The organism is Peribacillus sp. NPDC058002 (assembly GCF_042886655.1).
Lineage (GTDB): Bacteria > Bacillota > Bacilli > Bacillales > DSM-1321 > Peribacillus > Peribacillus aracenensis.
Map to the genome: position 1 here is coordinate 1 of NZ_JBHVQU010000198.1, position 6,598 is coordinate 6,598.

Below are 6,598 nucleotides of genomic sequence, written 5' to 3' on the forward strand. Positions count from 1 at the left end.
ATCCTACACAATATATGTAAGAAAAAATATATCATAAGGCATGAGCCTTGGCTACTCTGCATTCTTGTCAATCAACCTTTCTATTTTAACACGATATGAAGGAAAGATGTAGAGGTGAATGAAACACCATAAGAGGATTTGTTCAGATGGCAAAACAAAAGACGCTTAATCAGCGCCCCTTATCTTAATCCATATGGTTACCGTTCATTTATTCATCGTTTAACATTTACCTTGCAGTTTTAATCGCTTTTTGATCCCGCTTGTTCTTCCAGCGTTTCTTTACTTCCTTGAATATGATGGGAGCAGCAAAAATAAGGGCCCTTTTTAATAATTTCTTCATTTCATCAGTCCTTTCTTTCTAAACTATACCCGATTATTTTCGTGAAAAACTTAATGCCAAATAGTTTTCCTTATTTCAACCATCAAGGCTACTGCTCTTGGACATGGCAACCCTGTCAAATTTCTATCGAGGAAATTCCTGCACGGCAATACCGTTATGCTTCCCCTTATTAAACCTTCTTAAAATTATTTTCCCCAAACGGGAATGTATAATTTGCTTCCATTTGTTTTATCCTTTATAAAGGTGGGTATATACTAAAAAACTGGAAATTGATCCAGAGGTTAGTGGATTAATTTTCCCTCTAGGCTTTCACATATTATCAATCATCTTCGAATGATGACTTTAACTTGAATGAGGGTGCTGGATAATGTGTGAAATTGATTTTTCCATCTAGGTAAAATCTTCACCATTAATATTTTTTAACTTTTTAGGAGGATTCATCGAATGACAGTAACAGGTAAAGTGAAATGGTTCAATAGTGACAAAGGATTTGGATTCATCGAAGTGCCAAACGAAGATGATGTTTTCGTTCATTTTTCCGCCATTCAAGGAGAAGGTTTCAAGAGCCTTGATGAAGGTCAAGAGGTTGAATTTGAGATCGAAGAAGGAAACCGTGGACCTCAAGCTAAAAACGTCGTAAAACTCTAAAGCATAGATACACAAACATATTTGATAGGCAATGTAAAAGGAGGCCGCCATATTGGGCGGCCTCTTTTCCTGTATATGTTTAAAAGCAAAATATTCACGTTATCTTTCATTAAAATGATCCAAAATGAAGCCGGGAATGTGCTCGCCAGAAAAACTCTTGATATCCACATCTCTGCTTTCTTTATAATAAAAGGCAGCTGAATACTCTCCGCCCCAATCGATCTGAGCATTATCAATGGCCGTCTCGATTTCCAAAGCTGTCTTGATTTTCATGCGATTTGGCTGTTGTTCAATCTGCTGTGCAAGTTCACCTTCAGATTTCGAATGATAAAATTTCGAATCGGTTCTCGCAACCAGGATATAAGAGATATCATCAGCCATTAACCGCGCTTTTTCAAATTGGCCGGTACTTTCCATCCATTTTGAAAACTGAGTATATGAAGAGTCCCAATTCATGTAAATGGTTTTGTTATTATTCAAAAGAATTTCGATGGAGGCATAATCGCCAAAAGAAGATGTCATTTGGGCGAACGATTGATTATTCAGATCCTCCGACAATGCCTTTACAGCAGCTTCCAGCTGTTGACCGTCCGTGATCGTTATTGATTTGTCCACTTGTCCGCTCGCCGTTATCTTAATTTTAGAAACGTCTACAGCGGATACATTCAATAACTCGTTAACCATTTTTTTATATTCATTCGACTCATATATTTTCGCCAACAGTGGCATGTATGAGTCGTAATTTTGCAAATGATACTCTCTTGCTAACCGTTTTCCATTCTTGAGTTCATACATCAGAAATACGGATTGCCCATCATTCACTTCACCAATGGAAACCTTTTTACCCTTATCGATAATTTCCTGATGCAATAACCTGATCGCTTCTATATTTTCCTTCTCTTTAAGATGATTGAAAGCTTTATTCGACGTGTCATCATCTTCAAAAAATAAAGGAGAATCGCCAATATAAATTTGGCTAATCATCTTTTCATCAGGAATCTTGGCCTTATACTGAAGGGGATCTATTCTTATAATGAGTGCCAGCACAATGATGGCCACTATAAATGCTACATAACCTTTCAGGTTGACCCGTATTCGCCAAGTCTTTTGCAGGACGATTTCCCCTAAATAATATCCAAGCAAAGAACCGACAGCATATCCGAAGAAAATCCACCCAGGTTCACCTGTCGTTTCGCTAAAATAAAGCCCAGTAAACAGCATCATGCATAATGTCAGGCCGAATTTAAATAATGGCTTGATCTTCGGGTAAACAAATGCCTGCGACACATGCTCCAGCTTTCTCCTCTCATAGAGAAAAAGAGAGCAGATCAGAAATAGAAAGGTTAATATACTATAAATTAATGTATTAATAGAGAAAAAAGTGATTTTATCCATCTCCGTTGCTGCTAATAAGGGGGAGATGCCATTCATATTGGCACTTAGATAATAATCTGCAGAAAATCCTGCTATCAAAAACTTCACATTGGCTGCAAACAAAACAAACAGCCCCACCGGCAAAGCAAGAAAAATATAGGTCAGCAATCCTTGAAATGCTGATAATCCCGTCACCATTCCAACAAGAACGGCAACAGAAAAGATCAAAGCTTCCAAAATAAATGTAGTCCCCATCCAAGACCATATATCCGTCATGGTATATAGCCTTTCTATATCAATAGCCGAGTGAAATAATATCAATATTGAACCTGTAAGTAAAATCGGCAAACCCATGAAGCCAATTCCCGTCCCAATCATATGAACGTAGATGCTGCGTCTAGTAATCGGTAAACTATGAATAAAGTCTGAAGCTTGTTTCATTTGTAAGAACCGAAAAAGGAAGATGGCAAGTAATACTGGAATAACGATGACCAAGACAAACTGTATCATCTGCTGACAGGAAAAAAGGTTTTCGAATTCCACATATTCATTGTTCTCATTCAAGATAATCGCTAACATTTTCAAAGGCAGGGCAAAAATGAGGCCTACGAGAGATAGGAAGCCAATCCAGCCAGTGGTTCTGAAAATATAGATAATCAGTTCTCTATTAAACCAGGTTATTCTGGATGACATAACCGATATCCCCCATTTCATAAATGAATATCTCCTCCAGAGTAAGTGGGAGAATATCTAATATTTCTGGCTGAAACTGATTAAAGTGCGATTTAATCACGGATTCTTTACCTTTAACGATGCAAACGATCACGCTGCCGCGTCTTTCCTTGTTAAGAATTTGAATTCCGCGATATAATCCGTGAGGAATTTTATGTTTGAAGGCAATTTGCACTTTATGTACATCCGCTTTTAAGTCATCCAAATCCTTCTCGATAACAAGCTCACCCTTATGTAAAATCCCTACATGATCGGCTAAATCTTCAATTTCCCGGAGATTATGGGACGATAGTAAAATCGTCATATCCCTTTCCGAGACATCCTGAATCAACAACTGTCTCACATTTTTACGCATGACCGGATCTAATCCATCAAACGGTTCATCCAGGATGAGAACTTCCGGCATCGTCGAGAGTGCGAGCCAAAAAGCAACCTGTCTCTGCATCCCCTTCGATAGTTTATGTATTTTAGATTGGATGGGGATCTGGAATATTTCCTGTAATTGATAGAAACGTTCTTGATTCCACTCACTATAAATATGAGTATAAAAACCTGCCATTTGCATGATCGTATAGTTAGCCAGGAAATAAGGTGTATCAGGAAGGAAGAAACAACGATTTTTCACTACACGGTTTTCAAACACATACGATCGATCAATAAGAACTTCACCTGCGTCCTGTATCAGATTGCCTGAAAGCATTTTTAATAAAGTCGTTTTCCCCGCCCCATTTGAACCTAATAACCCGAATATGGAGCCTTTTTGTATGACTAAGGTGACGTTTTTGATCGCTTCTTTTCCTTCATATAATTTACTCACCTGTTTTAATTCAATCATGATTCTCCCCCCTTTACCAATGGGCTGATTTCCTTTATTAATCTATAAATTTCATGTTTATCGATTCCGATATACAGAGCTTCCGCGAGTACCTTTGAGAGCTCGTTTCTGATCTTTTCTTCTTTTAATGAGTTTTTCAAATATTTAGGAGGTGCCACAAAATTCCCTTTGCCTGGCAATGTATATATAAACCCATCAGATTCAAGCTGCTTGTACGCTTTCTGGATCGTATTTGGGTTGATGGTCAATTCCTGAGCCAATATTCGTATGGATGGAAGCTGATTATGCTCCCGTAAAACTTCATTGATCATTAGTTCCTTAAACTTATCCATCAATTGCTCATATATCGGCTTTCCACTTTGGACATCCAACTCAAACATCATCAACCCCTCCTGACAAATGGGTGTATTACATCTCCTAATACAGTACATTATAAAACAGTATCTTCCATTTTAAAACCAATTTCAAACAATACTATCCATACATTTGCTTTCATTTTGTTTAACAAGACTTACAGTAGGGAACTAAAGATAATAAGAATAAACAAAGGAGTTGTTTTCATTGAAACCATTATATACAGCTACAGTTACCGTACACGGTGGTCGTGAGGGACATGTAAAATCAGAGGACGGGATTCTGGATTTCGATGTGAGGTCACCGAAGGAATTAGGTGGTTCCGGTGAGCGCGCTACAAATCCTGAACAGTTATTTGCAGCCGGTTATGCGGCATGTTTTGACAGTGCCTTGAATCTTGTTCTGCAAAAAGAAAAGAAAAAAGTCGATACTTCCGTGACGGCAAATGTCACGATCGGTAAAGATGAGGAAGACGGTGGTTTTAAATTGGCTGTAAGGTTGGATGTTTCGATCCCGGACCTAAGCAGGGAAGAAGCCGAAGACTTTGCCAAAAAAGCTCACATGACCTGCCCATATTCAAAAGCAACTCGCGGGAACGTCGATGTCACCTTGATTTTAGTATAAAAATATGCAAGGGAATGGATACGGCATTAAGGCCGGCTCCATTCCCTTTTTACTATTTCACTTCTTCCAATCCCTTCAGCTTCAAAAGAAAGCCCAGGCCTAATACTGTCATGATGATCAGTGACCCTAATGCCATCCGGCTCGCCAATGTACCGAGGTCATGGAATACCAACGTTATCGTCCCATATAAAAGCGGACCGATTATGGAAGAAACTTTTCCGGAAAATGCAAATAGTCCAAAAAATTGCCCCCTCTTCCCTACCGGGGTCAATTCAACGATATATGTCCGTGATGTCACCCACATCGAACCTAGTGAAATGCCGAACATACTCCCTGCAATCCAGAACCAAAGAGCCGTTTGTGCGAAGACTGCTATAAATAAAGCGACCATGAGCAGAACTCCCACATATGTCACAGCTAGCCGCGGACCCTTCGACTGCGTGATATATCCAAACAGAAACGATCCGGCAATACTCGAAACTGTCGATACCAAGTAAAGCAAAATGAATCCGCTTGAGGAAAATCCAACAACAGTCTTGGCATATACGGCCATCATGCCGATAGTGGTTGCAATTGCATCGTTTAAAAAGAAATAAGCAATCATGAATGTAAAAACCGATCGATAGGATTGCATCTCTTTAAATGTTGATTTAATTTCCTTATAACCTGATAAAAAAGGTTGTTTCGCTTTTTGCTGTTTTGGAGTCTCTTTTAAAAAAAAGAATAAAGGAAGGGAAAAAACCAGAAATAAAATGGCCGTTGGAATAAAGGCTTCATGTGAACTCCCTTTACTAATGAATGGATAGATCGACAGTCCCACTAACGTTCCAAGATAGCCTACCGCCACTCCAAATCCTGATATAAGCGGCAATTGCTGTTTCGTGCCTAAATCACTCATCATCGTATCATAGAAAACAAGACTCGAATGATAGAAAAACTTTGCTATCACAAATAAAAGAATGACGATTGCTAAAGAAATTGGAATGCCCAGAAGCTTTCCTTCGAACGAAGCCCCTCCAAATACCCCCATTAAAAATGTACATACAACAGAAATGAGTGTAAAAATTATAATGTATTTTTTCATTTTTCCCGTTCGATCGATCATGACTCCAAACAGCGGGGAAAATAAAACAAGAAACAAACTGGCAATCGCATTAGCGTAGGAGATGAAGGTACTTGCAATCTGATCAAGAACGGCATTTTCCCCAATCTGTTCCTGGAGGAAGAATGGAAAGAAAATGGTATTGATATTAGAAGAAAAAATCGTATTGGCAAAATCGTAAAACGCCCAAGAGAGAATGGGCAGGGAAAAATATAAACCAAAATTCCCCTTCCATTTTTTAGACCTCGGTTTCACCTGCAATTCCATCCGCTTTCCCTCCTTTATAGATGCTTAAATTATATGTATTCCATACCTTTCCAATAAATCCTTTAAGTCTGGATTATAACATTGTGTAAAACATGATTTTTTCCTGACTAACATGTAAAATTATGAAATGACGCTTAGCTGCTGACTTCTTCTTTATATTCTTTAAGTTTGGGTAAAGGATATTTAAAATAATGTGCCTAATAGGAGTGTAAAAGATGATTGCATTTATTCTTATTATCTTGTTAACCATACTTGTACTGTTCGCTATCTACGCTAAAAGATCAAGGAGCGATTTCCCTGAAAGCTTCATAATGCAGCATTC

6 protein-coding genes are annotated in these 6,598 nt (G+C 38.4%); 2 read left to right on the forward strand and 4 right to left on the reverse strand.

Annotated features, from left to right (window positions below):
- Positions 1 to 784: 784 nt before the first annotated feature.
- A complete protein-coding gene (locus tag ACFVSH_RS21360; RefSeq protein ID WP_061462203.1) occupies positions 785 to 988 on the forward strand; it encodes a cold-shock protein in 204 nt (67 codons plus the stop codon).
- Between the two features lie 99 nt (positions 989 to 1,087).
- Here ACFVSH_RS21360 and ACFVSH_RS21365 read toward each other — a convergent pair whose 3' ends face one another.
- From ACFVSH_RS21365 to ACFVSH_RS21375, 3 genes are read right to left on the reverse strand one after another with little or no spacing between them, the layout of a single operon-like run.
- On the reverse strand, positions 1,088 to 3,055 hold the full coding sequence (locus ACFVSH_RS21365; protein WP_387707711.1) for a DUF6449 domain-containing protein: 1,968 nt from the start codon (positions 3,053 to 3,055) through the stop codon (positions 1,088 to 1,090).
- The gene (locus ACFVSH_RS21370; protein WP_387599464.1) at positions 3,030 to 3,929 is read right to left on the reverse strand and encodes an ABC transporter ATP-binding protein; all 900 of its coding nucleotides are present in this window, start codon (positions 3,927 to 3,929) and stop codon (positions 3,030 to 3,032) included. The genes ACFVSH_RS21365 and ACFVSH_RS21370 overlap by 26 nt, the downstream gene beginning before the upstream one ends.
- On the reverse strand, positions 3,926 to 4,309 hold the full coding sequence (locus tag ACFVSH_RS21375) for a GntR family transcriptional regulator (protein ID WP_387600255.1): 384 nt from the start codon (positions 4,307 to 4,309) through the stop codon (positions 3,926 to 3,928). The genes ACFVSH_RS21370 and ACFVSH_RS21375 overlap by 4 nt, the downstream gene beginning before the upstream one ends.
- Before the next feature lie 181 nt (positions 4,310 to 4,490).
- Here ACFVSH_RS21375 and ACFVSH_RS21380 point away from each other — a divergent pair, with 181 nt between their 5' ends.
- Complete coding sequence (locus ACFVSH_RS21380; protein WP_076366919.1) at positions 4,491 to 4,907, forward strand: organic hydroperoxide resistance protein; 417 nt, start codon at positions 4,491 to 4,493, stop codon at positions 4,905 to 4,907.
- A 52-nt stretch (positions 4,908 to 4,959) separates the two neighbouring features.
- On the opposite strand, the gene ACFVSH_RS21385 is transcribed toward ACFVSH_RS21380, so the two are convergent.
- Positions 4,960 to 6,276: an MFS transporter gene (locus ACFVSH_RS21385; RefSeq protein WP_387599461.1), complete on the reverse strand. Its 1,317-nt coding sequence runs from the start codon at positions 6,274 to 6,276 to the stop codon at positions 4,960 to 4,962.
- Between the last annotated feature and the right edge of the window lie 322 nt (positions 6,277 to 6,598).